17 protein-coding genes are annotated in these 26,915 nt (G+C 39.7%); 5 read left to right on the forward strand and 12 right to left on the reverse strand.

Annotated features, from left to right (window positions below):
• Positions 1 to 72: 72 nt before the first annotated feature.
• Positions 73 to 1,248, reverse strand: coding sequence for a pyridoxal phosphate-dependent aminotransferase (locus GXP67_RS14995; protein ID WP_162443872.1), 1,176 nt, complete (start codon positions 1,246 to 1,248; stop codon positions 73 to 75).
• A 140-nt stretch (positions 1,249 to 1,388) separates the two neighbouring features.
• Between GXP67_RS14995 and GXP67_RS15000 the strand changes: the two genes are divergently transcribed.
• Positions 1,389 to 1,757, forward strand: coding sequence for a DUF6597 domain-containing transcriptional factor (locus GXP67_RS15000; protein ID WP_162443873.1), 369 nt, complete (start codon positions 1,389 to 1,391; stop codon positions 1,755 to 1,757).
• A gap of 573 nt (positions 1,758 to 2,330) precedes the next feature.
• Positions 2,331 to 2,984, forward strand: a complete 654-nt coding sequence (locus GXP67_RS15010; RefSeq protein WP_162443874.1) for a cupin domain-containing protein — start codon at positions 2,331 to 2,333, stop codon at positions 2,982 to 2,984.
• Between the two features lie 65 nt (positions 2,985 to 3,049).
• Here the strand turns inward: GXP67_RS15010 and xerD are convergent, their stop codons facing one another.
• Entirely contained in the window at positions 3,050 to 3,949 is a 900-nt protein-coding gene (gene xerD, locus GXP67_RS15015; RefSeq protein ID WP_162443875.1) for a site-specific tyrosine recombinase XerD, read from the reverse strand.
• Positions 3,950 to 4,044: 95 nt separating this feature from the next.
• On the opposite strand from xerD, the gene aroQ reads away from it, so the two are divergent.
• Entirely contained in the window at positions 4,045 to 4,491 is a 447-nt protein-coding gene (aroQ, locus tag GXP67_RS15020) for a type II 3-dehydroquinate dehydratase (protein ID WP_162443876.1), read from the forward strand.
• 79 nt (positions 4,492 to 4,570) lie between these two features.
• Here the strand turns inward: aroQ and GXP67_RS15025 are convergent, their stop codons facing one another.
• The 5 genes from GXP67_RS15025 to GXP67_RS37030 all read right to left on the reverse strand — a co-directional run bounded on the left by GXP67_RS15025 (position 4,571) and on the right by GXP67_RS37030 (position 11,483).
• Positions 4,571 to 5,686, reverse strand: a complete 1,116-nt coding sequence (locus GXP67_RS15025) for a Gfo/Idh/MocA family protein (RefSeq protein WP_162443877.1) — start codon at positions 5,684 to 5,686, stop codon at positions 4,571 to 4,573.
• Between the two features lie 114 nt (positions 5,687 to 5,800).
• Positions 5,801 to 6,670 (reverse strand): sugar phosphate isomerase/epimerase family protein, encoded by an 870-nt coding sequence (locus GXP67_RS15030; protein WP_162443878.1) that lies wholly within the window; start codon positions 6,668 to 6,670, stop codon positions 5,801 to 5,803.
• A gap of 98 nt (positions 6,671 to 6,768) precedes the next feature.
• Positions 6,769 to 10,548: a PVC-type heme-binding CxxCH protein gene (locus tag GXP67_RS15035; protein ID WP_162443879.1), complete on the reverse strand. Its 3,780-nt coding sequence runs from the start codon at positions 10,546 to 10,548 to the stop codon at positions 6,769 to 6,771.
• A 504-nt stretch (positions 10,549 to 11,052) separates the two neighbouring features.
• Positions 11,053 to 11,289: a response regulator gene (locus GXP67_RS37025; RefSeq protein ID WP_197901688.1), complete on the reverse strand. Its 237-nt coding sequence runs from the start codon at positions 11,287 to 11,289 to the stop codon at positions 11,053 to 11,055.
• Between the two features lie 2 nt (positions 11,290 to 11,291).
• The gene (locus tag GXP67_RS37030; protein WP_197901689.1) at positions 11,292 to 11,483 is read right to left on the reverse strand and encodes a response regulator; all 192 of its coding nucleotides are present in this window, start codon (positions 11,481 to 11,483) and stop codon (positions 11,292 to 11,294) included.
• Positions 11,484 to 12,287: 804 nt separating this feature from the next.
• Between GXP67_RS37030 and GXP67_RS15045 the strand changes: the two genes are divergently transcribed.
• Complete coding sequence (locus GXP67_RS15045) at positions 12,288 to 12,761, forward strand: PepSY-like domain-containing protein (protein ID WP_162443880.1); 474 nt, start codon at positions 12,288 to 12,290, stop codon at positions 12,759 to 12,761.
• A 296-nt stretch (positions 12,762 to 13,057) separates the two neighbouring features.
• On the opposite strand, the gene GXP67_RS15050 is transcribed toward GXP67_RS15045, so the two are convergent.
• Entirely contained in the window at positions 13,058 to 17,119 is a 4,062-nt protein-coding gene (locus GXP67_RS15050; RefSeq protein ID WP_162443881.1) for an Ig-like domain-containing protein, read from the reverse strand.
• 541 nt (positions 17,120 to 17,660) lie between these two features.
• On the opposite strand from GXP67_RS15050, the gene GXP67_RS15055 reads away from it, so the two are divergent.
• A complete protein-coding gene (locus GXP67_RS15055) occupies positions 17,661 to 18,968 on the forward strand; it encodes an ELWxxDGT repeat protein (RefSeq protein ID WP_162443882.1) in 1,308 nt (435 codons plus the stop codon).
• 13 nt (positions 18,969 to 18,981) lie between these two features.
• On the opposite strand, the gene GXP67_RS15060 is transcribed toward GXP67_RS15055, so the two are convergent.
• From GXP67_RS15060 to GXP67_RS15075, 4 genes are all read right to left on the reverse strand, one after another.
• Complete coding sequence (locus GXP67_RS15060; protein WP_162443883.1) at positions 18,982 to 20,448, reverse strand: hypothetical protein; 1,467 nt, start codon at positions 20,446 to 20,448, stop codon at positions 18,982 to 18,984.
• Complete coding sequence (locus GXP67_RS15065) at positions 20,448 to 21,758, reverse strand: hypothetical protein (protein ID WP_162443884.1); 1,311 nt, start codon at positions 21,756 to 21,758, stop codon at positions 20,448 to 20,450. The genes GXP67_RS15060 and GXP67_RS15065 overlap by 1 nt, the downstream gene beginning before the upstream one ends.
• Positions 21,751 to 25,248, reverse strand: coding sequence for an acetate and sugar kinases/Hsc70/actin family protein (locus tag GXP67_RS15070; protein ID WP_162443885.1), 3,498 nt, complete (start codon positions 25,246 to 25,248; stop codon positions 21,751 to 21,753). The genes GXP67_RS15065 and GXP67_RS15070 overlap by 8 nt, the downstream gene beginning before the upstream one ends.
• 227 nt (positions 25,249 to 25,475) lie before the next feature.
• Positions 25,476 to 26,912 (reverse strand): SusD/RagB family nutrient-binding outer membrane lipoprotein, encoded by a 1,437-nt coding sequence (locus GXP67_RS15075; RefSeq protein ID WP_162443886.1) that lies wholly within the window; start codon positions 26,910 to 26,912, stop codon positions 25,476 to 25,478.
• Positions 26,913 to 26,915 lie beyond the last annotated feature (3 nt).

Here is a 26,915-nt window from a genome sequence, read left to right on the forward strand (position 1 = left end):
AATTGGAAGATTTGGAAGATTAGAAAATTCAAAGATTTGTAACGTTGAACTACTGATAGCAAGAGATTTCTTTTAAATATTCGCCAGATCTATATTCCGGAATTGTTCTACCACCTGTTGTAACCTGTTTTCCGGGGTACACAGAGATACTCGCACAAAACGGTCGCCTTTCGGGCCGAAAATAAAACCTGGGGTAATAAATACATGGTAAGTATACAGCAAATGGTCTACTAATTTTTCTACCGATTGTATTGATATTGGTACTTTTGCCCAGATAAACATGCCTTGCTGGTCTTTTCGGTAGATGCAACCCAATTGATCTAAAATTTGGTAAGCGAATTCCCGGCGTTTCCTGTAAATATCATTCCTTTCTTTATGCCATTGCTCTGAATTTTGCAAGGCAGCCACAGCCGCTTCCTGTACTGGCAGAAACATACCCGAATCCACATTGCTCTTTACTTTCAGAATCGCATCAATATAGTCTTTGGCACCACTTACCCAGCCAATACGCCATCCGGCCATATTAAACGATTTACTCATGGAGTTCATTTCCAGACACACTTCCTTGCTTCCCGGAATAGAGAGTAAACTGATAGGCTTCGATTCATTCAACACCAGGCTGTAGGGATTATCATGGCAGATAAGGATTTTTTTCTCTGTCGCAAATTTTACCAGCCTTTCAAACAAAGCTACGCTCGCCGGTGCGCCAGTAGGCATATGCGGATAATTAACCCACATGAGTTTTACCTTGCTCAGATCCGCTTTTTCCAGGAAATCCCAGTCTGGTTCATAGTTTTTATCTTCCTGTAGCGGATATTCTACTACAGTAGCGCCCACCATTTCAGTAACCGAACGATACGTAGGATATCCCAGTTCTGGCACCAGAACCTGATCACCTTCATTTAAAAATGTAAGAGAAATATGTGTAATGCCTTCTTTAGAACCAATCAAAGGCAATATCTCTGTTTCCGGATCAAGCGTTACCCCATAGGTTTTACTATACCAAGTTGCAATTCCTTTGCGGAAAGCAGCAATTCCCTTATAAGACTGATAGCCATGATTCTCTTTTTTTAGGGAAGAGGCAATCAGCGAATGAATCGTTTCAAGGGAAGGGTATAAATCCGGACTCCCAACACCCAGGTTAATTACATCTTTTCCGGAATCCTGTAAGGCTTTTACTTCTTTCAGTTTTACGGAAAAATAATATTCTTTCAAGCCCTTCAACCGGCTAGCCGTTTCGATAATCATTTCAACAGAATTTAAAATTGGCCGCTATTTTAAAAAATAAAATTAAATTTTACAGGTAAGCGGCAGAATAAAACAAAATTAAAATAATAGACAGGAAATTCCTGTGTGTTAAAACTTGTAAATTAGAGAAAAAAGCATCTATGCTTATAAAAAAATTTCGGCCTAGCCCACCTCTTGGAGAGTACGTACGGAGTTTTGGCATCGTGCAATTTTTGTTTCCTGCCAACATAAAAATACCTATTAAGCCTTTCTCCCCACGTCCTGAAAATTCACTTTGCTTTATTCCAAAAGATCCTGAATACATCGCTTACCCAGGCAATGATACAAAAATAAAGCGGCCTCCTATCACGGTTTATGGACAGCATACCTTACTCAATTCCAGGAATCCGGGCCAGGATTTTTTAGCTTTTGTTGTGGATTTTCAGCCTGGGGTTTTATACCGGTTAACAGGGGTTCCCCTGCATGAACTCACCAATACCTATGTAGAGGCTGAATATATTATTTCCTAAAGAAATAACATTCGTTAATGAACGCTTATACCATTGCCAGTCACCTCAGGAAATGATTGATGTGGTCGAAATCTTCCTGATCAGAATGATTCTCCAAGCAAAAAAGCAGGCACACAGAATTGAGGAAGCTGCTAAATTATTGCTGCAACACACTGAGCATATCTCAATTGACTGGTTAACAAAAGAATCCTGTTTATCCACTAAGCAGTTTGAAAGAAAATTTAAAGAAATTACAGGCGTTAGTGCCCCAAACTCGCCAGAATCACTCGCTTTGACAAAACCGTTAAACTGAAAAATGCGCAACCTGATACCGACTGGTTAACTATTGCCGTACAGTGTGGGTATTACGATTATCAGCACCTGGTGCGGGATTATAAAGATTTTACCGGCCTTACACCCACTTCTTATTTTCAGCTCGATGTAAAAGCGCCTGAAAGCGTTTTTGGTTTGCATGAAGAAAGTACACTACACTCCCGGTGAAAATGACGATTCCTTACCACCAACGACGCCTAAAACTGTTGCAAATTGCCTGTCAGATAGTCAATCTCTTTACCACGAAAAGCACTACATGATATGCAACACTCATCCAGAAGAATAGCCCTTGGGCAAATGGCTGCTTTATTTTTCGGCAGCAGTATAGTTATGGAAGGCTGCGGACCTTCACATTCAAAAGACAGCATAGATAAAACCGAAAAATCATTAAAAACAGTACATATACCCTCTGGATCTTTTCCTAAAGCACCTGATGGCGTAAGTTTTGGAGATGGTGTTAAAACTGGTGCAAAAGTGAGAAGTGAATACACCAATGGTCAACTGTGTTGTCAGGAAATATACCTGAAGGCCAAACAGGCCGGACCACCACCCCATTTGCATAAGGAACTGGATGAAGTGATGAGAGTAGTGGAAGGCACCGTACATGTACTGGTGGGCGATACTGTTACAGCGCTGAAAGCAGGCGACTGGCATGTGCGGCCACATGGGCTCGTACATACTTTCTGGAATGCCAGCGATCAGCCTGCCCTGTGTATTGATCTATATCTCAATCAGGATTTCTTGAGTTTTTTTGAGGAATTTATGCGTATTATGAATCAGTTACAGAAGAAAGGACTTACCTTAGAATCCAATGAAGGTCAAAAGTTAAATAATGCATTATTAGCGAAATATGGCATTGAGATGTTTCCCGAACAATTTCCTCCCATCATAGCAAAATATGGTCTGACAATGTAGAATTCTGGTAAAAACGGGTTTCTACCCATTCAAAATCCATAATCCAACATCCAAGTTCTTGTAGTTCAGCTTCTGGGATGAAAATCTTTGATAACCTGCTTCAGATAATCCCGGTCTAAATGGGTGTATATCTCGGTAGTAGTGATGGATTCATGCCCCAGCATTTCCTGAACAGCCCGTAAATCTGCGCCTCCTTCGATCAGGTGTGTAGCAAATGAATGCCGGAATGTGTGCGGACTAATATTCTTTTTGATGCCTGCCCGGATGGCTAATTCTTTAATCATCATAAACACCATTACCCTGGTAAGATTACTGCCACGTCTGTTGAGAAAAACATAATTCTCAGAATCTTTTTTTACCGGCACATGGCAGCGGATCTGATCGATGTAAATATTCATGTATTTCAAGGCATCTCTTCCAATGGGAACCAGCCTTTCCTTGCTGCCTTTCCCAATCACCCGTAAAAATCCAATATCTGCATATACATTGGTCAGCTTCAGTTCTACCAGTTCAGAAACCCGTAAGCCGGAACTATATAAAGTTTCAATCATTGCTCTATTCCGTCCGCCTTCGGGTGTAGAAAGATCAATGGCATTGAGCAACGTATCAATATCTTCAATGCTCAGCGTATCTGGAAGTTTTCGTCCCAGCCTAGGGGTTTCTATTAAATGCGATGGGTCATTGGAAATCACATTTTCCATCAGCAAATACTTGTAGAAGGATTTAATGCCCGAAAGTATTCTGGCCTGCGAATGTGCCGACATACCCAGTTCGTTGATATACTTCAGAAAATCCATAATATGCCCGGAAGTAATCTGTTCTGGCTGCACCTGTAATTGGGATAATTCTACAAACTGCTGCAATTTTTCTATATCATGAACATAGGCTTCGATAGAATTACCAGCCAGAGAGCGTTCCAGTTGCAGGTAATTTTTAAACTCTTTGACGGCACTCTTCCAGTTCATGAAAATTTATTTATTGGCTTTACGAGCTTAAACTTAGCAAATTTTGTAATAGCCAGCCGGAATCTGTTAATTTGTTGCCTACAACAACTATATCCATGAAGATAGTTATTATTAACGGACCTAACCTGAACCTGCTCGGTGTACGGGAAAAGAGTATTTACGGCAAAGAATCATTTGAGCATTATTTTGACAAACTGAAAGCCCGAAACCGCCTGATCGACCTTACCTATTTTCAATCGAATATTGAAGGAGAACTCATCAATAAACTGCACCAGGAAGGCTTCTCAGCGGATGGAATCATTTTGAATGCTGGTGGCTATACACATACTTCTATTGCCCTGGCCGATGCGATCTCTGCTATTACCAGCCCTGTGATGGAAGTACATATCTCTAATATTTATGCCAGAGAATCTTTCCGCCATCATAGTTACCTGAGCAGCCGTTGTGTGGGGGTAATTTGCGGTTTGGGATTGGAAGGGTACAGATTGGCTTTGGACTATTTTCTGCAGAAACGGGAGAAGGATAAAGCTGAGGTAAGCTAACCTTCTGAGTATTTAATGGTATCTATTTAAAAAGCCTCACTATTTAATTTGTGAGGCTTTTTAAATGAGTTAAGCATTTTTATTTTGATAGCGTAAAATCTGGCAGTTTTATAATCTCTCCTCCTTTCATAGCCGATTCATGTGCCAGAATACCTACACAGGTGATATTAGCCGATTGACGGGCATTCGGATAGGGTTCTCTGTTTTCTACCAGGGCACTTAAGAATTCATTCACCAGATGTGGATGCGAACCGCCATGTCCCGAGCCCTGGATGAATGATAAATGCTGATTCTCATCAGAATCATATACGCCCTGTGTAGTAAATGACTGAATCTCTTTGGGTAATAAGTGTGCATAATCAGGTATTTTTACCCGTTCAGGGTTTTCGCCGGTATGAATCACACTATCCTCATGTTCGATCTGCGTCCACTCAAATGATTTTTTGGAGCCATACACATCAAAGCTTTCCCTGTACTGACGAGCAGTATTGAACAGTGACCTGGTCACTTCTGCTGACAAATCGGAGTTTCTGAATTTGATATGGCAGGTTTCAATGGCGAAAGGTGACCCATACTTGGAGATCAGGTTTTCATCAATGCGTCCGGAGCCAAAACAGGAAACATATTCTGCTTCTGCTCTAGGTAAAGCTAATACAGGACCTACACAGTGCGTAGCATAATGCATAGGAGGCAATCCTTCCCAATACCCTGGCCAGCCAGCCATTTCCTGCTGGTGAGATGCCCTTAGAAACTGAAGTTTACCTAGTTCCCCTTTGTCATACATCTCTTTCACAAACAAAAATTCCCGGCTATACACCACCGTTTCCATCATCATATAGGTCTTCCCACTTTGCTTTACAGCTTCTACAATCTGCCGGCATTCCTCAACGGTAGTGGCCATCGGAACGGTACAGGCTACATGTTTTCCTGCCCTCAATGCCGCTATAGATTGCTCAGCATGGCTTTGAATAGGACTGTTAATATGCACAGCATCAATGTTCGGGTCTTTCAGTAATTCGTTATAATCCGTATACCGGTGTTCAATGCCAAAAGCATTGCCGATCTCATCCAGTTTACTTTGTGTTCTCTGGCAAATGGCATACATATTGGCATTCGGATGCTTGAGGTAGATGGGAATAAACTCGGCACCAAAACCCAGTCCGACGATGGCCACATTAATTTTTTTGGATGACATAATGAGGGGTTGCGTTTAAAATTTAGAGGTAGAAGTAAATTTATATTATTAGGTGTCTAATTATAATTTAGATATTTTTTCAATGGATTTTAAATAGAAATTGAAACCGGTAAACTAAACACCATTAGAATTTGCCCAGCGTTTTAAAAAATTCAATCCTTCCTGTGCAAATCCATCCTGACTGGATGCTAACGGACGCCAGATACAAACAGCACCAGCCAGTTCTTTAATCGCTGGTGTAAAGCTTTCAATGGAAACCACGCCCTGGTAATTTATCGCTGATAATCCCCGGTAAAAAGCATCCCAACGGGTTTGGCCAGTGCCAGGCGTACCCCGGTAATTTTCCGAAACCTGCACATGTATAAGCTTATCTCCGGCTAGCCGTATGGCTTTCTCGATGTCTGGTTCTTCAATATTCATATGAAATCCGTCCAGAATCACATTCGCAGCCGGATGGTTAATGTCTTGAATAAGCTGCATTACATCTTCAGCTGTATTGATCAAATCTGATTCAAAGCGGTTCAATGGTTCCAGCGCAATTTTTTGGCCTCTCTCTTCAGCCATCCGGCAAACTTTACGCAGATTGCTTACGGCTCTGTCCCATTCCAATTTTTTCTGTTCGGCAGAAATCAAACGGGCTTTCCCAACGGCTGAATACATCGGGCCCGCTACAAAACTAGCTCCCAGTTGCTGACTGATATCTAAACATGCCTCGATATAGCGGAAACTATTCTCATGATAGGCTGGATCTTCATGGGTAAGATCACGGCTGGTGCCAAAAGCGCCGCAAATAATAGGTAATAGTTCATGATTGAATAGCGCCTCTTTTACCTTTTTTACATCCAGTAAGGCAGGGTCTTCAACCGGGATTTCTACTGCATCATAGCCCATTTGTTTGATCTTTGGAAAAAGTGAAATGGTTTCTGTAGTAAATGGAGAAGTCCAGAGCCAAGTGCTTACTCCCAGTTTTATGTTTAAAGGCATGCTGAATATGTATAAATAAAAATAATTGGATTTGCTGGCCGAAGATATGGAATACAAGAGAAAAGTCATGAAATTCATGACTTTTCTCTTGTATTTATCTATTTCTCAACTATCATAATACCATTCATCACCCGCCAGTGTCCGGGGAAAGTACAAACAAAAGGATAATTGCCCGCTTGTGCCGGAGCTGTAAATCTGAACCGGTATGTCTGGTCGGGATTGACAAGAGGCGTAGCCGCAACTATCTGCGGAATTGAAGGCACATAGTTTTTCTCTGCACCATCTTTGGCCGTGATCATTTTGTCAGCGGCAGCGCCAATAATTTCGAGCGTTTTGGGTTTGCCGATTACCATGTTATGCTGCATTGCATCAGGGTTTTCGAGCACTATTTCAACTGGTTTTCCAGCTCTTACGGTGAATTCTTTTTTGTCGAATTGTAAAGCTTCCCGGACTACTTTAATAATCACAATTTGCGCATCCAGGTCAGATTTTTCTTCGGCAGCTTTCAGTCCCCATGCCACCATAAGGCGGTTGATCCGTTCCTGGTTATCAGCACTGGCAGTTTTACTCAAGCTGGCAACAAATGTTTTATCAGCCGCTTTTACTTCCGCTTTCCGTTTGTTTCCCCAGCCATCTGCTACGCCTCTGATAATTGCCTGACCAGCCATTGGATCTAGTTTTTGTGATTCGCGTAACATGGTTATTACTTCATCTACAGAGGCGGTGGAAGCATAACTACGGGCCGCTCTTTCCATGGCATAGACTGATAAATTTTGAGGGCCTTTGTAGTTAAGCTTATAGGTGAATACATTATTGGTTTCATTGGATTCTGCAATCTGGTTATCACGGTCTGTTACAATAGTTACAGTATAGTCGCCGGCTTTTTCTGAGTTAAAGGACAAAGGACCAGTCCAGGGGCCATTGGTACCGCGTTCGATAGTAACGGTTTGCCCTGCCTCAATGCCGTCTGTATGAACCATACTTACCAGGTTAATCACCCTTCCCAATCCGGCAATACGAATAGAAAGTGGAGTAGGAGTACCTTTAGGTAAAGCGGCTCCACCCTGGTTTTTTACTTCTACAAACATCCGCACACTCTCCCTTACATAAGGCATAGCTGGTTCTGTACGGATATTGGTTACTACCAGATCCGGCTGGTTTCCTGGTGAAGATGTTTTTTGTATAGTAGGTGTATTGCTTTGCGTCTGGTTCGACTGACTCATGGCCATGTGATTATGCGCAGCAGAGGCATTTGTGTTGGCGGCACCCACTGAATTTTTGGATTGCGAACCTGCTTTTCCAGCTGCTTGTTTCAAATAGGTTTGCATCAGCTTGCCATTATTACTGGTAAGAACAGCAGCAAAGCCATCAGGCAACCAGCGGTCTTCTACTTCTTTGGCTTGTTCCATACGGGCCAGAATCGTTTTTTCTGCATCCGGAGACAAAGGTAATTCTGAGAAAGCAAGCAGTGTATTTAACACAACCAATGGTTCTTTATCACTCAAGGTATTCGCTTGTAGAAGTGCAGAAGTAGTTGCTTCCGTACGAGGCAATACTTGTACCGCTGTTTTACGCACGCCATAACATGCATGAGTCAATGCTGCTTGTGCGGCCTGTAAAGCAGTTGCATCTGAACCATCCAGAGCACCTAAGCCATGTAACGTCCAGAGGGCATGAATGGCACCAGGATTTATTCCAACTTCATCCAGAGACTGGTCTTTTACCAAGGCGATCAGTTGGGGTACTACATCTTTCTGGCCGCGTTCTACCAGTAAACGCTGGGCTTGTTGCCGCCAGAACATGTTGTTGTTTTTAAGCGCAGCTACCAGTTCTTGTGGGCGGTCTTTGCTTAAAGCAATAGGTGTATAGGCAGGCGCTTCTTTATAAGACACCCGGTAAATCCGTCCATGGGTATAATCCCTTAAGTCTGTATCGTAAGCATTACCCAGTCCATTTTCAAATCCTTTAGGCGTTGGATTATGCTGAATAATAAAACTATACCAGTCCGCTACCCAGACGGCTCCATCCGGACCCACTTCGGCAAATACTGGTGAAAACCATTCATCGGCACCGGCCATTAAGTTAAAGTCTTCTTTATCTTCGTAATCTGTACCGGTTTTTACCATTCTATTCTGGTGCAGCACGTGTCCGGTAGGTTCTGCAACAAAAGCTACAGAATTCCAGTATTTTTTGGGGAAAGAACGGGCGGTATAGAAATTATGTCCGGCTGCCGCGGTAAATCCTCCGAATACGTCTACCTGGCGTACTTTCGAAGTAATAGGTTTCATGTCTTTATGCGTATCGGTACCCCGGCTACCATTGTCTACGCCAGGAGCTGAATTAAAATAGCGGTGAGGAATCGCCATATACCAGCCATGTGAGTTATTAGCAGTAGAACCAAACACATCACCTGTTTCATTAAAGGCAAATCCCCAGGTATTGTTAGAAGTAGTGGTAATATGTTCTATCTCAGAGCCATCTGGCTTAAAGCGGAAAAATGCCTGGCCAAATTTAACTGAATCGCCTTTGCTTACACCTTTAAATCCGGAATAGCCTACACATCCCCATATCCAGTTGTCGAATCCGTAATGAAGGTTAGAAGGGCCGGCATGGGTATCGAAAGTGCCAAAGCCGGTAAATAGAATCTTCTTCTCATCCGCTTTATCATCGCCATTGGTATCTTTCAGATAGAGCATGTGAGGAGCCTGAGAAACAATAAGTCCACCATTGTAGGCTACAAGGCCAGTAGGAATACTTAAGCCATCGGCATACTTAGTGAATTTATCAGCTTTACCATCTTTATTGGTGTCTTCACAAAGCAGAATATAGTCGCTTCCTCCGGTTTCTTTGCGCTCATTGGGATAGTCTTTGGTAATGAGTACAAATAAGCGTCCTCGTTCATCCCAGGTCATGGCAATTGGGTGCATTACATCTGGCTCTTTTGCAAATAATTCCAGATTAAAATCTACCGGTACCTGGATGTGTTTCATGGATTCTTCAGGCGTAAGTGCATTCTGCTGCAATTGCGGGCCTGAACGTTGTTCGTAGTTGGGTAACTTAGCTTCTTTGTAAGTGAATGGTTGTGGATTCAGATCGTCCCGTAATTTTTTAACCTGATCTCCTACTGCCCATAGAATACCATTTTCCATGAGTTGATGAAATCCTGCGTTCTCCCAGGTATGTTCGTCGTGCCCATAAGCAGTATAAAACACTCTTCCATTGCCATATGAGCGAGTCCAGGTATAAGGCTCTGTTTTCTGACCGGGTTTATCGCTAGCCTGCTCTGCTTCAATCTGACGTTCCATCAGCACATTATTATCGGCCTGTAACTGGCTATGAAGATAGGTTTCGTCCAGGGTCGCAATTGGTTTGACTCCAGCCATAACCGGATGATTGGCCTGGGTGATCGTAGCCTGAATAGTATCCATTTTATGCCGCCAGAACTGTCCGCCTACCATTTTCACATATTCGGACGAATTACGGAAACAATACGAAGCACAATGCACAGCAATTAATGCTTTTCCACTGTTTACATAATCTAGTAGTGCTTTTTCTGGTGCGGCAGGAATACTGTCCCAGTTGGCATAAACCAACAGGCCATCGTATTTGGCCAGTGTAGCAGCATTAAGGTCTTCCAGCTTATCGGTATAGGTGAAGTTAATACCTTTATTCCCCAGCGCTGCCATCAATGAAGGTATGCGTTCGATAGGCCGGTGGTGCCCATTGTCTCCCAAAAATAGGATTTCGGTCCGCCTTGCTTTGCCCTCAGCCTTTGCTGTACTTTGGGAAGCCTGTGAATTTAGATCTGAGTATGTTTTTTTAGTACAATTACTCACTACTAAAATCATGAAAACCAGAAAATAATTTAGCTTTCTCATTTTTATTACAAATAAACTTGGAAAATACATACAATTATCATCATAATTTATTACAAAGTCTCACTGTTTATTATCAAATTATGACTGTATTTTGTCTAACAATGAGAAATTAAAGGCTTTTTAAGATAAAGAATTAAGAAAATTGATCCTATAAAGTAAAAAATGTATGTATAACCGGGGATTATCAAATTTTTTATCAGTAGTAAATCCTTTGCTAAAAAATTGATGTAAGAAAAAATATACGTTTATTACTTATATAAAAGTACCATTCTGATAAAGTAAAATCTATATAATAGCAGCTAACTATTTATCTCACAAATACTATTTGTTTGACTTGATATCAGTAAAAAATTAATAAAAAGGGAACGAGTAAGTAGGAGGGAAGTAATTAGAAAAGGTATATCCCATAAAGGAATAATCCGGGCAAATTATTCCTTTATGCGTAGAACTAATAAGGTATAAACCTGATGTCGAACCTAACAATAAGTTTATATTACTATAGAGTTAAATGTCGTCAGTTACTTTAAGGGGAGTCAGGTTAAACTGTTTGATAATCTGTATCGCTGTTATAAACTGAGGAAAATCAAAAGGTTTGCTAATGTAGCAATTGGCATTGGCATGATGGGTACGCAGAATATCTTCTTCTGATACAGAGGTAGTAAGCACAATTACAGGAATATGTTTCAAGCCTTCATCTTTGCGCATGGTTTCCAGAACTTCGAAGCCATTTTTCTTAGGCAAGTTTAAATCAAGAAGCAATATATCGGGGTAGTAGCTTGATTAAATTCGCCTTCTTTGTTAAGATAACGCAGGGCTTGCTCGCCATCAGTTACAACTTGTAGAGTAGTTTTTGCTTCGTATTGTTTTAAAGCTTCTTTTGTAAGACGAATGTCACCAGGATTATCTTCGACTAAAAGTATTTGTAATGTGTTCATAATATTTATAACAAATCAGCAGCTAATAGGTTTATTTAAGATGAGTTTTTTTGGAAATTATTTATACCTTTTTGATTTATAAACGTTTATATCTTCGTAATTATTTATAGCAGAATAGCAATTTACAAAATTGTCGCCAGGATGAAAATTATAATAAGAGCAGAAGATATTAAAAAACATCAGTCACTAAGAAATAGATTTGTATCCATTTCACAGAAAATGACTTTATCGGGTAAGTATTTAACCCTGTTTTTCAAGTCAGAAAAGATGAAAGAATTCATACTGCCCTTAATTGAGAACAAGCTGCCTTATCTGCTGGTGAATGATTCCTTTAGCCGCTAGAACTACTGCGCATTCTACTTTTGGGCTTCTAAAACAATCATAGGCGCACAAAAGATAATCTGATGAAAAACTAGACTGCTGCTATTTTATTAAGATATTTATGAGCTGGTTGATTGTAATCTTCTGATTTATTGCATCTTTTCCGATTGTCTTTATTTCTAAAAATGACCTGATCATTCAGCAAAAATTATTCTATAAATAAATGCAAGTAAAGCCTATTAACAAACTATAAGCTTATATTGGATTTGTGTACTTTCAGAAAGTAAATGAGAAAAACCTGTTATAAGTTTGCTTACAACAGGCTATAATTTTATTATATTGATCTCACCCACCTCGCCATTTGATAAAAATATGATTATCAAACAATATTAATACGCACAATTATTATGTTGGTTGCTAGTAAATAAAGATTAATTTTAATCAGTATTTTTACCTTATACATTCATCTGAACACACAATACTATGCACAAAAATCTGATAGTATTCCTAATTATTTTTTTCGTAAGCCCTTTCGCTGTTGCCCAGGATATGGCAGAAACTGAGGTGCCAGCTGCGGTTGTAAGTACCTATAAAACTAAATTCCCACAGGCAGCTGAAGCAAAATGGAAGAAGAACAAAAGTGGCAAATATGAAGTTGACTTTAAACTGTCGGGTAAAAAAGCAGAGGCCAAATTTTTGTCAGATGGCTCCTGGGATTCTTCGCAAAAACGAATTGAAACCAGTGCTTTGCCAGCTCTAGTTTCAGAATACCTGAAGAAAAACTATGGCAGCCACAAAGTAGACCATGTTACCTTTAAAGAGGAGAATACGGCTTCTAAAAATACTTATGAAGTAAAACTAAAAAAGGACAAGGCCGAAACTGAACTTACTTTTGATGCAGATGGAAAGTTTCTGAAGAAGAAAGAGAAACAAGACAAGTCAAAGAAAACGACTTAGATGTAAACATTATAACATTAAATTATTATCAGTTGATCAATGCCGGTTTATAGTATCTGACTAAAAATCAGCATCTTACATTTCTACAGATACCTTTGATAAGATTTGTAATCTGTTAGCTATATCTTCAAAGTCAATATTCCCTTTATATGGAGTGGTTATCTCCAAACAGACATACTTTATAGCAATTGCGAGATTGACCTAACCCTTTTACAGGTTAAAAAAATTGGCACTTTATCTAATGAAAAGATAAGCTACCAATTTTATTCAGAAAATGTTTTCAATCATAGTTATAGTTATTTCTTTATTAATTTAATAACTCTTTCCTCAACAATTGCAGTCTGTATTTTTAAAAAGTAAAAGCCAGCTTTTAGCTTGCTACTAGATAAATGAATAGCTATCCTGTTGTTTCCTTTGCTTAATGATATAGTATTAAAATAATATACCTTACCTAATACATCTAATACAGTTATTGTAGCTTTTCGGTCTTCATTACCTTCCAGATTTACTGTTATTTCCTCTTCAAAAGGGTTAGGGTATACTGTAGGTGCTATTCTTGCTGATTCTCCTTCTGAAATATCAATTCGCGCAACGCTATTAATAAAAGGTGACAATACAGAACCTGGTATCACTGCTATAGATGAAGAGCCAGGGCGTATCCAGCCTACGGCCAGATTATCATTTCCAGTGCCTTCTTTATGTAAAGCTTCTATATAGTATCTTCTTCCCGCCTGCAGGGTTACTGAAGCAGATTTCTGAGAACTATATTTAGTCCATTGCTTTACATTTGTATTTCCTGTTACGGAAGCTATTCTTTTTTTATTCACCGGATTATCATCTGTACTTAAATATAGCTCACTGTTGTCATCTGAGGCAATATAGAATGTATAACTTCCGGTTGCTGGAGCGCAAATATAGCCTCTTATCCGTTGCCCATAGTTATTAGCTACGTTGGAAGGCGCTTCGAAAGTTGATAGCTGTGAAGTAGAGGTAGGTGTTTTAGTTAAAGGTATAGCTGTTAGAGAAGTACCTGAAATATTTGCCCAGTATTCCCGTAAGATCTTTCCACTTGCCGAACATGGAGGGGGTATGTTAACTACAGAAAAAGAAATAGACATGCCTGTCCCTTTAGTGCCACTGCCATTTGAAGCCGAATAAGGAGTTGCAGCAAGCGTATAACTTCCGACGACTGGAGTCCATGCATTATAATTTCCTAAAACATCTCCATACAAGGCATAGGGTAAACCTGAATCTATAAAAGATTTGCTTTGCGCTCCGGTTAAATTAAACACTACACTTCCTACTGAAGCAGGGTTAGTATTAGCTCTGATGTTAAGGTTTTTGGTAGATAAGGTTGCCAGATTTAGCTGTTCTCCAACTACTAAAGTTTTAATAGGCTGCTCTGTATCAGCATTTATCAAACTGAAACTTGCTACTGATTGACTTACAGGGGCGGGTTTTACTAGTACTGTAGCTTCGTCAAAATGTGTAAGAGCGGGTGAGGCGTTATCACTTACAGTAAGTCTGAAAACGTATGTTCCTTCTACCAGATTCGTTAAAGTAAGTGAAGTTGTGCTTGCGCCGCTTATTGTGGCTGCTGGGCCGCTTAGTTTAGTCCATACGGTGGAGGCAATAGTTGTATTACCATCAGGATCAGCGGCTGTGCCCAGCAATGTAACATTGTTAGTAGGTAGTGTAAGCGTAATGTCTGCGCCTGCATTAGCTACAGGAGGCTGGTTAACAGGAGCTGGATTTACCAGAATACTTATTGCGCCGGAATTTGTAACGGCACCTCTATTGTCCGTGGCTTTGGCTGTTATAGAATAAGTATTCACGCCAACATTTGTCCAGGTATAACTATATGGAGCCTCTACATCTTCTCCCAGCCTGGTGGTACCGTTATAGAACTCTACTTTGGTGATTTCTCCATCTGTGTCTGATGCATTAACTGTGATTGTAACAGAGGCAGGGTCAATAAAGGCAGAATTGTTTGCAGGAGCTGTGATAGATATTGCAGGAGCTGCATTTACTAGTATAGAAACTTCATCAAATGAGATTGCATCCTCATTATCAGTTACTGTAAGTCTGAACACATATGCACCCGGTATTAAGTCGTTGATTTGTAGGGTTTCCGAACTTATTCCGCTCATACTAACTTCAGGTCCGCTTTGTTTGGTCCATGCATAAGTCGCTATCATACCATCAGAATCACTAGCCGTTCCGGTAATGGATATACTATTAACAGACAGGTTTATTGACTGATCATCGCCTGCATTTACTATTGGTAACTGATTAGGTGCCTTTATACGGATACTTAACTCACCAGATGTAGCTGATTTTTCCTCATTATCTGTAACTTTTGCAATGAGGGTATAAAGTCCTATAGTAGCATTAGTCCAGTTATATGTCCATCCATTACTGCCATCTGTATCTTCTCCTAATAGTGTTGTGCCTTCAAAAAATTCTACTTTACTTACTGTACCATCTATGTCGTCTGCAGTAGCTTCAATGGTAATAACAGCAGGTGTGATAAAATTTGTGCCTGACAGAGGTGAATGAATACTTACATTGGGTGCCTGATTAGGTAGTTTCACTGTAATTTCTACACTGGATGAATAAGCTATTGCACCCATATCATCTATTGCCCTGGCAGTAAGCGTATAATTGCCTGCTGGTGGATTTGGCCATGTAAAAGTATAGGGACTACTTAGGGATTCTCCCAGTTTGGTTGCCCCATTATAAAATTCCACTTTACTTATTGAAGTATTAGGAGCAGTAGCAGTAGCTTCAATTATTATATTGTTATCTGAAGTAAAAATCGATTGATCTGCTGGTGAACTGAGCGCAACAACTGTATATGGATTGTATGTAGATTCCATTTGTCCATACATAAATAACATATCAGCCATCCCATCAAAACCGCCACCCCATATTTCAATATTGTCCGACCCGCCTATCTGTACTGTAACGTCAGCTGTATTAAACGGAGGCGCACCCGGGTTTTGTCTCATATAGGTGCCCCGTACATAGTTGTCTTTATAGAAAAGATTAGCCATTGCAGCTACAATATCATGAAAACTGGTAAAGCGTGTGTCCCGGTTGTATGCATTATTAGTATTGATAATCCTGGTCGCATCATTCAGAAAACCATCCTGGTAATGAAGCGTAGCGCCATCATCAAAGGCTGTCTGGCCGTCTACATGTTTACAGAAAGTAACGATACCTTTATATAAGCTTTTTGTTCCTCCCTCTGAGCCTAATGCTCCTTGAGATGTTTGATATTTAAAAAGGCTTACATCGCCAGTCCGGGCAAAGGCATCAGCAATCTCAGTTAGGGTAGCTAAAGGAACAATAGAATATTTCCATCCCAGGTTAGAATCTGTTGGAGCGCCACTGCCATCAAACGCTTTTTCATAATCCGCTACATACCCATCCGGAAACATTCCAAACTTAAAATACTCTTTAAAACACCGGGCAGCCCTATCCTTAAGGAATGAATTATTTAATAATATCCCAACCATAGATGCGCATCTGATTAAACTGTATCGCCGGTTGTTATAAAATTTATGCAAACTTTGTATAACATTTCCATTCGCATGTGTTTTAATTACACCAGGATTGTTATTATATACTGATCTGGCATAACTAGACAAGTTGTAATCTTCATTATAGGGATTGATAAATAGCAGGTCTAAAGCGGCTCTTGCCACAGTCATATAATACATACCCATACCCTGAAGCCAGTTGTGTATGCTATTTTTTTGTTCTGGAGTAAACTCTGCTATATCTTTTATAAAATCGTAGGCATATACATGGCTTAGGCTCCAGTTACTCCCCATAAGATTCGGCTCTGTTTCACCAATATGATTATAGGTACGCTGCCAGGCAGTAGTATTGTTAAAATCTGTAGTAAGTTCTTGTGCCTGCCAAAGCAGATGATCACGTACCAGATTGGCTAGTGCAACATCATTTTCAACCAGGGCTACGAAAGCTGCATCACACATTCTTTTAGATGCTTTCAGCGGGGGAGTATTTGATGTTTTCAACGGAGGAAAAGGAGAAACAATCCATCTGGCTTGAGTAGGATTAGCTAAAAAGTGATTTTTATTTCGTAACAAACCCTCCCAGCCTCCTTCATACACTGTTACACCAGTTAGGCTTTTAGATGGAATAATTTTATACGGCCCTTCGTTTTTCCTTTGTCTCCATAAATCAAGTTCGTGTTGAGAATGATGCAAGCCTGATTGGGCAAAAAGTTGACCAGTAGAAGAAATTAAAACAAAAACTGTTAGAAAGAAGAAATCTCTGATAATAATATGAAATACTTTATCATGTTTCCCATGTATTTGTTTAAACATAGTAATTAGCAAAAAGCTCGAAAAGACCATTTAATCGGTAGTAAGAATAAGAAATAACCTCCTGAAGGAGATGTTGCTTAAATAGGATTACAAGAAAGTTTTATTCTTACAGATAGCTGGACAGAATTGTAAAATAATAGTCTTTTAATAAAAGAAACAATACCTAAAATTAGGTATTTTTAATACTAACTTCTCAATAGTATTGTCTTTACCCATTTGATTGGCTTCTTATTTAGACAAATATCTAAGACTAAAAACAAAAAATACCTAATTTTAGGTATTGAGTAGTTTAATTATACTGATTAAATTGTAGCCTCATTTACAGCCAGCTTAGTAGAATTATTTCCAACATAGAATTTTACACGTAATTTTTACAATCTTTTATTGTTTGAGTATAAAATCGAGCCGATCATAGGTAATAGTTATTAACATTTTACCTTGTACTAAGTTGACATAATTTTCAGTCCATTTACAATAGAATAAGTCTATTCTCAATATTTAATAACATTTCCCTAATTTGACCAAAACCTCAAGATCCTGTATGAAATTATCTTTAAATCTATTGTGGAGTAAACAAGCATATCATTTTACTCTGATATGTGGCCTCGTTATTTCGATTCACAATCAGGGTTTTGCCCAAGCTAATTCATTGTTACCACAAAGCTTAACCGCTATTAATAATATTATCTATTTTTCAGGCTTTGATAAAGGGTCTGGCCGGGAATTATGGAAAAGCGATGGAACAAGTAGTGGTACTTTTTTGGTAAAAGATATTTTTTCTGGCGTTACCAGCTCTAACCCTATGAATTTTACCAATGTAAATGGCACCTTATTCTTTACAGTAAATATTACCCGCGAGAGGTTTGAATTGTGGAAAAGCGATGGAACATCAGCAGGCACAGTTAAATTAAAAGATGTTTCACTTGCACCCTCTCCCGAGCAATACCAGCTGAATCAGGTTGCCATTACACTTGTTGCTGTTGGGAAAACGCTATTTTTTACTGCAAATAATAGTTCGCTTAGTTATGATTTGTGGAAAAGCAATGGTACGGTAACAGGTACTATTGAGGTAAAGAAAGGTATTGAAGTGGCTGTTTCACCGAATAGTAATTCCAGACTTTCGCCTGAACTAGTGAATGTGAATAACTTGCTATATTTTTTTAGCGCTTCAGGCAAACAACTATGGAAAAGTGATGGAACAGCAACAGGCACAGTACTAGTAAAAGATGGATTTACTAATAACCAATTTTCTAATCAGGAATTCATTTATCACCCACTGAAATTAACAAGTTCAGGGGGTATGTTGTATTTCACGTATGGAAGTAAAGAAAATGGCAGAGAATTGTGGAAGAGTGATGGAACAAATGCAGGAACCATTTTGGTGAAAGATATCACCCAGGGATCAGATTATTATTCAGCAAGTACAAATTTCCGGGGTATGCATGATTTGAATGGTGTATTGTATTTTATTATTTCTTCTACTAAGGGAAATATAGAAAAAAATGAGCTGTGGAAAAGTAATGGGACTGCTTCCGGTACGGTAGCAGTCAAGGACTTAGGTCCGGTTACAAATGAGTTTAATTCCTATGTTGAGTCGATTAAATCCGCAGGTAATAAGTTGTTTTTTACCATTAAGAACAGCACATATGGTAATGAATTATGGAAAAGTGATGGTACAACGGCAGGAACAAAATTAGTAAAAGATATAAAATCCGGTAATGGCAGTTCTTCCCCCCGGCAACTGACTAATGCAAATGGTGTACTTTTCTTTGTAACGGAGAATGAAAAAAACGGTTCTAAACTGTGGAAAAGTGATGGCACCTTACAAGGCACTGTGAACATCAGATGATCGGATTCCTTAACTAGTTATTGAAAAACCTGGCCATTATAAAGCCTATGAAAGCCGCCAATGCAATGGCATAAAAAGCAGTGCTTACGTATACAAATATTTTGAAAGCCGGAGAGTTAATAAATTCATTTTTAATGACTGGAATTGCTGGCGAATTATTCACAACAGTTTTGACAGCATCTTGTTTGGGTGCCAGCGGATGCAGATTTGGGAGTTGAGGAGTTGCTGGTTTGCCATTTCCCACTTTTTGAATCTCTGTTTTCAAGGAATCTATCTGCTTAGCTAAGGCAATATGAATATTGTCTTCCCGCATACGAGCAAAATAATCCTCAATCTGTACGGCTGCTTTCCGGGAATCTTCCATAAGAGTCTGAATGCGTTTTTCTACAAATCGGGTAACGGCATCATCCACTTTATCAAAGTGTTTGCCCATATGATCAGTAGCCTGGCCAGCGGTTTGAATATACGAATTCAGGTAGCGCACTTGTTTTTCTATCAGGTTGTCATTTTCCTGCATGTATTTTCCTAATCCCTGTATTCCCTCCCGGAAGCCACGGAGATCATCCATAATCTGCTTGATGGCAGAAAATGAACTCTTCGCTTGTTCAGTTAGAATATTAGCTTCTCCAATAGAACGAATGAACTGTTCGAGCACTGGCAGGCTTTTTTCTATTTTGCTGAACACTTCTACATTGGCTTGGACAATCTGCTGGTAACTTCCCCGCTGCAGGGTTTCCAGAAACTCTTTTTGCAAAGACAAGTTTTGAGTAATGCCGGAAACCGTTCCTTTGAATGAGCTTATATTTTCAGAAAACTCCTGGTTAAAAGCATCCAGATTATTCTTTAAACTGGAAAGACTAGCCGCCATATCAGAAGTAAGCGAAGGCAAGAGTTCTGCCTGTAGAAAAGTATAATAATTATTTTTGTTACGGTCGCGGGAAAGCCGTGCTTTCTTGAAATAGTAGTTGCCTAAAGTAGTAAGCAGTAATCCACAAGCGCTTCCGCCCATACCTATAAGTACACCACCTAAAAAAGATTGAATAGAAGAATCTTTGATTTCTTCAAAAAAGGTTATTTCCAGTAGGCCAATAATTACGCCTACAAAAGTACCCATCAGCCCGATGTATAAGGGCAAGGCAATATTAGATTCAATTTCATTTTCTAATGCTTCAGATTCCCGTTCGGAAATATCCCGGAGTATATTAAAATCAGCGGCGTTACCCCGGTTTTTTTGCAGATACAGATTAGTAGCCGATAAAATGCGTACAAAACCTTCGTTAAAATTGCCATTCTGATTAATGAGTTTAAGGCCTTCTGCTTCTTCAATATCAACTACTTCGAGTCCTGTTTCGGGATAGATTTCTTCCAGGTGATTAATTTTTGAAAGATTCAGGCGGTATTGGTAAATCTGTAAGATGAGAATAATCCCGATACACAGTATCTCCAGCAACGTTACAACATCAAAACCCATCGGCATCATTACACAAACTTGATTTTTGCTTTTTCTATAATTTGCCAGCTATTGCCGTTTTTAAGCAACATTCCTGGTTTTATCACTTCTATTTTTGTATGCTGAGAAGATGATATTTCAAAATCACAGGCATCTTTCAGCAATCTTTCCCTGTTCTGAATGGCATATTCGTGCAGTTCTTTATTATCTACTACAGAAAAAGACGCTTGTTCGCTGTTGGCAAGGATGGTAATTTCGTAAATACTGCGCCGATCGCTGATGTCCTGCAATTGGGAAATAACAAAACCGTTTTCCTTCGGATAATCAGCATATTTTTTCACTGGTTTAGGTGCTTCCGGTGGTGTAGGCTTCGCTACCTGAAAACTTACCACCTTTGGCATATTAGTTTGCGCTACTGTGAGGGGCATTACTGGTTTTGGTTCGGTCACTTTCTGTTCTATAACTGGTTTTTGGGGAACTGTCACAATAGGCTTTACTATTAAAGGCTCTTGCAATTGTGAATGGCTTTCTTTTAATAATGCCATTATCTCTTGACGAAGATTCTCAATTTTTTTCTCAAGATTCTCATTATTCTTTTCCAGGCGAGGATATATCTCAAAATCAATGGATTGCCGGACAGTTTTATAATAATCATCTTTCTCGCCAGATGAATTTCGTCTTCTTTGGATTATTCTATAATAAAACCATAAATTCACTAATGATATTAACCCAATTATAATTACAGCAATCGACATAAAATCAGGAAATGCTGCTTGCTGGGTACTTACAAGTTTTGAGGCTGAACTTGATTGCAAAGCAGAAGCGGTCATCATCTGGTTATTTTCATCTGCTAATTCAATCGCTTCTTTTCTAATATCGGCTAATTTTTCTTGTAACTGCGGTAAATAGCTTTTCTTTTTACGATCCTCAACAATAAAGTCAATTACCTGGCTAAGTTGCTTGTCAATAGATTTTTTAACACTGTAGGCTGATTTAAATCCGTTTATTTTTACGCTTAATTCCTGTGTTTTAGAATTAAGATCATATATTTTAATAACCTCTTTAAGTAGTGAATCTGTATTATAATTTAACTCATCCAGCCTTGCTGCCAGCTTTCCTGCCTCTGGTTTTTGTTTATCATCGGCTAATACAACTTGCATGGTAGCAAAATTAAACCGGTCTACTGCCTGATTGAAAATTTCCTGGGAAGATTGAGCAGCTAAAGAAACTGGAATGAATAGAACCCCTATTTGTATAGCAATCCCTATCATACGCTGCTTATATAAGACAGCAATCCCTGGAAAAATTGTTTTAAATAAGGCTATTTTGTTTTCAGGCATAGTAGGTGTGATTGAGTTCTTTGGAAAGATTTACCAAGCTATGGACGAATGGGTAAAAAAACAAACTTTCCTCCAGCGGCTCTTTATTATTTACAAATCCACTTAATCCTTCCTGCAGGCCATCTTTCAAGTGTTGTTCCAGCGTTCGTTTCACTACATCCAGATCAGTATCAATGCCAAAATAATTCTTCAGATTCAGGTCTTCATTGTCCAGCACCAGGCTCAGCAGTTTGCGGGTATTTTGAAGCACACTTTCCTGTAATTCCCGGCTTATTTCGCCATACTTAATCCTGGTTTGTGGAGTAGCAGTATCTTCTGCACCAGTCAGCACAATGTGAGTAATATCAGGATCGGTCCCATTCTGATTGGCAAGTACTCCGCCATTGGCAGTAGCTTCTTTTGGCTCTTTAGTCAGAATGAGTTCAAAGTTAGCAGGAATGTTTAATCCTTCTGGTCCACATACGTTTTCCAGAATATACTTGGTAAGTGCTTTTATCCCTTTTCCACTTGCACCACCCAGGGCATTTATATACAAGCTACCTTTCCCACTAAATACAAAATACCTTGGAATAACAATATTCGGATCTTTGTGCTTTTTAACATAGTTAATAAGCTGGGCAATGTGGTAAATAATCGCACTATAATGGAGCAGCAGAATAATTTTCAGGTGTTTATCATTGCGGATAAAATCTCCGAATTTGAGTTGCGGCCTGGCTTCCTCATCATAGTTAAATAAAAAGCTAATAATATCTGAAGAAGCTAATGTGATATCGCCACCAGTATCATAGTGAATGAGATCATTATAGAACTCCTCAATATTATCATTGGCCGAAGTAGATTTTTGTGTACTGGCTTTATCTTTTCTGGCCTGGTTTTTAAACGCCTGTAAAAATCCATTGCTTTTGTCATGAAATTCATGGGCATTAAACCCGGCTCCCCAGATGGCATTGGCTCCAAATTTAAAAGACGAACCAAACCTGGGCTGCTGATTTACAAACAGCAATACATCGGTGGTTCCACCACCAATATCAATGTTAATAATGTTCTCTCCAGCCACCAGTTGATTGGTGCGGCGCAAGAAGTAAAAAGGCGCTACCGATTCTGTAATATGTGTAAGTGTACCATGATTGCCGAAGATAGCTTCAAAATTCCGCTGCCAGGTTTCCTGGAATTCTCCTTTCTGAAAATCACTCATACTCAAAGGCGAGAACCATACAATTCTGGATTTGGCCGGATCGCCACTGTTGAGAATGATCTTATTTTTAATGAGGAGCAACATTTCCTTAAAAAATGCTTCAATGCGTTGCAACCCTTTCACATCCATTTGCGATTGCCATTTCAGATTGGTCTTTACTGGTGCTTTGCGGTCCAGGCGTTCTTTCTCAAAGCTGAAGGCTACATTGATATTTCCCAGCAAAACCGCTGGCTCTATTTTAAAATTCTCCGTTTCACTCACCGCCGTACGAACCGGGAAACGGAAATTAGAGCCAAATTCATTGCCGACGATGGAAGGAATAAATTCGCGTTCCTGCAAAATGAGTGTTTCCCGCAGGTTATTTAAACCCCGGCTGTATCTGGAAGCAATTAGTGCTTTGTCGCTTGATTCTATATCGGCTGGTTTATTAAGCATACCCACCTGCACATCTTCTTCACCGACGGTAAATGGACGAGGCATGGAATTGATGTCGTCTGCATACGCAACATGGGTATTGGTAGTACCAAAATCGATGGCAAACGAAAATGCTTTTCCTCCTACATTTACTGGCCGCCATTTGGGAATAATAAGCCCTTTAATATCGTTGTGCCGGAGCTTTTGTGGATAGATTTCAATAAAATCAAAAGGCCGGTCTACTTCGTAATAGGTGGACGAACCGATCAGTTCTTCTTTTTTGGAACGCCGGGAATTCTTCTTCACATTTTGCTGAATTTCTGCATTGCCAGCGAAAAACTTCAGATCGTATTCTTCATTAATGAGATCTTCCCGGTCATCCACATCAATGAGCATCAGTTTGTAATAGTTATTGTACTGCGGCTGGTTCATCACTTTGTAGAAAGGGAAAATCCCCAGGCCTGCTTTGCAATTCACGATTTCGCCATCTTCCTCTTTGCGTTCCAGCGTGGGGTAATCCTGCAACCTGGCATAATAGGTTTTCTCGAAATTTATTTCTCCTTTCCGGATGGGAATATTCAAGCGTACAATAATCCGCTCGCCTGCCAGACTAGACTCCTTGATCTCAAAACTGATTTGCCGCTGCAAATCTTCCAGATCGAAATAATCGAAATAACGCCGGTTAATAGGAAGTAAGTAGGGAAAGATTCTATCCTGCGTAAGGGCTGCATTGTGTTTGCCGGTTACAAAAAATTTCTCATTGATGCCATACGGCAACTTAATGATATAGTCTTCAAGAAAATCGCCAATGGTGAGGTAAGGATAAACTGTATGGGTGTCAGGAAGTACACGTTGATTAAGCGGTAAGGCATCTTTCAGAGGCACTTTCGTATTGGATTGCCAGGGACCAGCCATATACTGCATGCCTGCCCTATCGAACCCATTTTTTAATACCAGTGGTTTTGTGCCAACAATGGTTTTAGCCGGATTCTGGTTAATTGTAAAATCACTCTTCGCTTCAATACCACCAGTTTCAGGCCGTTTCTGAATAAATTCTACGCTATTGATGGTAACAATATTATTTTCATCATCCCGCAAAAAATCATACTCTGAAGCCAGGTCGGTCGTTTGATTATTATCTATATCCAGTAAGGCATTTCTGATTTCCCGGCTGGCATATTCATCCCGGCTTTCAATAATATATTCAAACAGCGTTCGGCAGGTTCTTTTCAATGCCGGATTACTCCGAAATAGTTTGTATAAATATACCTGAAAATCTTCGTGACGCTGATGCAAAGGCACATTCCGCTCGAAATACCGGTCGCCTTTGGGTGTTTTCAGATCTATCGGTTTCAGATCCGGATTGGTGAAAAATAAGGTGAGTGGCGAAGAACCGCCAATGAGCTGATAATCGTACTTGATAATATATACATCTTTCAGGCTGCTGAAAGCATTCGTATCTCCTTCCTGTTCCAGAAAGAGTTGCAGCGTTTTTCCCAATAATCTCTGGTTAGTATGAGGACTATTGAGCAAAGCCTGAATTTCGTTGTCCCGGCTCCATTTGGTAATGCTTAAATTTGCTTTAGCTTTTTTGTAACCCTGATAGTTGAACAGCAATTCCAGCATATCCAGACATTGAGAAACCATCCGGTGATAGACTGAATCCTGGTTATGGCCATCTTTGTTGACCATATCAAAAGCTGAGGAAAACAAGTGCATTCTTGCAAACGGACTGGGTACAGAAGTAAGTCCTCTAGTGGCTTTGCGCCCTTCTGTATCAGAAATTTCCATGATCTGGTCGCTGTTGATAGCGCCGCTGATCTGGTGCCAGCCTTCGTCGGTAGGATTTTTAGTTTTATGTAAAGTGAATTTGGTGCTCATGTAGGTAGTTAAATCAATTTGATTCGGCTATTTACTCCATTACAGATTGAAAAGTTATGATTTTATTATAACCGGTAAATGAAGCTGAATTTTATGAATATAACACAAGAGTGCAAAAAGTATTGTAATAAAAAAGCATGAGCAGAAAAATTTAAGCGATTTGGCTTAGATTATCTGCTCATGCTAAAGCATCCCTTCTTACAAAGGAGGAAGTTAATTAAAAATGATTAGAGTTTATCCCAGAACAGCTTTGTTGTTACCACATCACTTCCAATAGCAGAGGCTGCCTGGTTGTAATTCGGTGTATTCAAATTTTGCTCACTCACCGGATATGTAAACCGTAATGGAATGTCGGTAACTGCTCTGTTTGCCTTGGTCAGTTTAGGATAATCCAGTCTTCTCCATTCTGTCCATGCATCAAATCCACGGTTATATAATGCAAGCCATTTCTGCGTCCCTATTTTCTCCCGGAAGTCTCCACCAGCGGTCAGGTAATTTACAGTTGGCTGGGCTACATAAGCGGCAGCTTCCTCTTCAGTTCCACCCCAATATAAGATAGAAGCTGTAATAGCATTGTTATAATGCTCGGCAGCAGTACCACCTACAGCAAAACCCCTTGCTGCTGCTTCTGCCAGATAAAATTCTACTTCTGAGTAATCTAGTAATAAACCAGGGAAATTTTCCTCAGTAATAGCTGTATCTACTCTGGAGAAAGTGAAATAAGAATTACCAAAACCTGGTCTTCCACCAGAATAATCACCATCAGATACGTCATCATCAATCGTGAAGAAATTATCTATTCTGGGATCGCTCAGGCTATCCATTACATTCACGATACGGTTTGCTGCCACAAAATCTTGACGTTTGCTTTGCACCAGATCAACCCAGATCGGATTGGTATTTGGTGGAATAGTTGAGTATTCGAATACGGCATTATCTTCGTTGGACTGGAAAACATTAGGAGCAGCAGCCGTTACAATGGTAGCAGCTTTGGCTGGATCAGCATCAGCTATGGTCATCCCCAATTTTAATTTCAGTGAATTAGCGAATCTTACCCAGTTTTCCACATTGCCACCATAAATTAAGTCAGCACTTTCAAAGCCACCAGATGAAGCATCTAAAGAGGTTATTGCAGCATCTAATCTGGTGATCAGGTCATTAAAAACTGTAGCATCGTCTACATATACAGGACGGATATTGTTTATATCCAGCGCCGCTGTATAAGGTATATCACCAAATGTCAGCATCAATACAGACCAGGTATATACTTCCATCACCTCAATCATAGCCAGTTCATTGGCTTTCATGGCTGCATCGGTCACACTCTGATCAGCTTGCAGCAATCTTTTAGATTCATGTAAATCCTGCAATACATCTCTGTACAAAGCATGCCAGAAGTTCTGCGGAATATTCCTGGTAGACAAATTGTATCTGGTTTCATCCAGATAAGTGGTTTGCGTCCAGTGCTGTACAATTAATCTAAAAATGTTAGAGTTTACGTTTGAACTTGTTACCGCATCAGTAAGTCCCAATTGGGCATTTGAGAACAAGGTCTGGTAGGAAACCTGCGCAGGTTTCTTCGGATTCTCATTCAGATCGGTTAGCTCATCTGTACAGGAAACTGCTGCGAAAATGAGGACAGTATATATTAATAGTTTTTTCATCTC

The sequence above is a fragment of the Rhodocytophaga rosea genome, assembly GCF_010119975.1.
GTDB classification, from domain to species: Bacteria; Bacteroidota; Bacteroidia; order Cytophagales; family 172606-1; genus Rhodocytophaga; species Rhodocytophaga rosea.